2 protein-coding genes are annotated in these 2,514 nt (G+C 43.0%); both read right to left on the minus strand.

The annotated features are described in order from the left end of the window. Positions 1 to 76 precede the first annotated feature (76 nt). On the minus strand, positions 77 to 1,876 hold the full coding sequence (locus ACRCJ0_RS11930; RefSeq protein WP_431390551.1) for an ABC transporter ATP-binding protein: 1,800 nt from the start codon (positions 1,874 to 1,876) through the stop codon (positions 77 to 79). A gap of 14 nt (positions 1,877 to 1,890) precedes the next feature. Then, complete coding sequence (locus ACRCJ0_RS11935; protein WP_431390552.1) at positions 1,891 to 2,445, minus strand: ECF-type riboflavin transporter substrate-binding protein; 555 nt, start codon at positions 2,443 to 2,445, stop codon at positions 1,891 to 1,893. Positions 2,446 to 2,514 lie beyond the last annotated feature (69 nt).

Genomic DNA, 2,514 nt, shown 5'->3' on the forward strand with positions numbered 1-2,514 from the left:
AGCGATTAATTTTGTCGCACCAGATAAGCGGTGTAAGGGTGAATCCTTCTTGATATACCCAAAACTTTGACCTTGTTTATTCGCCATCGCTCTCACCTCCAACCCATATACTAGCTTGTCCAACCCGCTTAGTCTGACGTTCAAACTGGATGAACCGGTCGATAAAGTCCATCGCATCAATATCAGCCACCACTTGCCCTAAATCATACAAGGAAGTAGGGGCTAAATGGGCTTGGGCCATCAAGTTTTCATTCGTTAATACCGCAGCTGGACGCATATCACCCATCACCTGACCGTCGTGGAAGACAATCGTCCGGTTGGTATACTCTTGAATCAAATGCATATCATGAGTAATCATTAGAATGGTAATTCCTTGGTCACGGTTCAACCCCTTGATAAATCGCATCATATCAGTATAATGCTTATAATCTTGACCAGCTGTCGGTTCATCTAAAATCAAGACTTTAGGATCTAACACTAAAATACTCGCAATTGTTGCCCGTCGTTTTTGCCCATAAGACAAGGCCGAAATTGGCCAATTCCTGTATGGATATAAGCCACAAATCCGCAAGGCATCAGCCACTTTTTCAGCTAAACCATCTGCATCATTCTCGTACAAGCCGCGGTTGACTAAACCAGACGACACCTCATCGAATAGAATGTTCTTTGAAATCATCAAATTGGGGTTCTGCATCACGTAGCCGACCGAATCCGCAATTTCCTTAATCGATAATCCGTCTAAATTCTCCTGGAAAAGGGTTATCCGTCCTGAATCTGGTCGCTCAAAGCCACAAATCAGTTTCGCTAGGGTAGATTTACCCGCACCGTTTGTCCCGACAATAGAAACCATGTCGCCAGCATTAATGGTCAGATTTAAATCTGATATCAAAGGGGTACTGTCATAAGAAAAGTTGACATGGTCCATGACTAAAATAGGCTTATCCGCCCTAACTTGAGTGGTTACTGCATTGTCAGCCAACCATTTAGATAGACGGTCTTGAACACCAGCAGTGACCATATTTGGTTGAAACCGCCCTAAATGAGAAATGTCTCCAACATTCACACCAGCATAACCAAAGGCATCTAAGTATAAAGGCTGGCGGACACCGATTTTCGCCAATAAGTCAGACCGCAACAAAGCATCAACGGATACGTCAGCGAGTAACCGCCCACTGTCAATAACGAGGACACGGTCAAAGTCGGCGATTAAGGCTTCTTCTAGACGGTGCTCGATGACTATCGTAGTTAATTCTTTTTCCTGGTTTAATTTGGCAATCAATTCCATGGTCGCTAAACCACTTGCAGGGTCTAGGTTGGCTAAAGGCTCATCAAATAGAACGATGGGTGACTCGTCAATTAAGACCCCGCCAATTGAGACCCGTTGCTTTTGTCCGCCTGATAAAGATTGCGGGGCAAGGTCCAAGAGGTCCACAAGGTCAAGCGCATTGGCCCAGGCCGCTACACTAGACACCATGCTAGCTTGGTCCACTTGGTCATTTTCCAGGGCGAAAGCTAGGTCTTCAGCTACTGTTAGGCCGACAAATTGGGCGTCAGTATCTTGTAGGACGGTGCCGACGCTTAGTGATAAGTCAAAAATGGACTTGCTGGCGGAATTTGCGCCATTGATCAAGACTTGACCGGTTAAATCGCCTTCAAAAGTATTAGGGATTTGCCCGTTGATAATCTTACCAATGGTTGATTTACCAGACCCAGATGCGCCGATAATGAGGACTTTCTCTCCTTGTTTGATTGAAAAGGAGATATCCATCAAGTTTAGGTCAGCCTGACTCGCATATTTAAAAGAGATGTTTTTAAATTCAATAGCCGGCGACAGATTGCTGTCCACCGGCTGATTGTGTCTTTCATGATTTATCATAGTAAAACTTCCTATTAATTTTCTTTACGTAAACTTCCTGATTTCGTACGTGTACTTGCATACCCCTTTAATAATAAGGTACCGATGATACCAACCGCAAGTGAATTTAACACACCTGATACAATCCCTTGAACGAATACTTTAGATGCAGGTTCTGAATACATTAAAATATCTAAAGCAGGCGCTAGTAAGGCCCAAGCCAGTATATTCACGATAACTTGCCCAACATTGAAAGTGATCATATCTTTCTTTGTAAAAATACCTTGACTAACTTTAAGTTTGCGGCCGATAAAACCATAACCAAAACCAGTAAAACCAGAGGTTAACACCCAAGACCACCACAAACCATATGTCAGTAAGTCTTTAATGGCATGACCAATTAAACCAATCAATAAACCTGCGAAAGGACCAAAGACAGTTGCCATTAAGGCCAAAAACGGGTAAGTTGTTTCAATAGAGGTATTTGGTACACCAGTAGGTATTGATAGAAAGCGGCCTAGGATAAAGAAGACAGCTGCCCCGATACCAGTAGCCACTAAAGTTGTAATTGATGATTGATTATTCTTCATAATGATTCTCCTCATTTGTTTCTTCTATATAATAGCACTTGTGCATGCGTTCGAACACAAGCTTAGCAT

The sequence above is a fragment of the Aerococcus sp. L_32 genome (genome assembly GCF_050689315.1).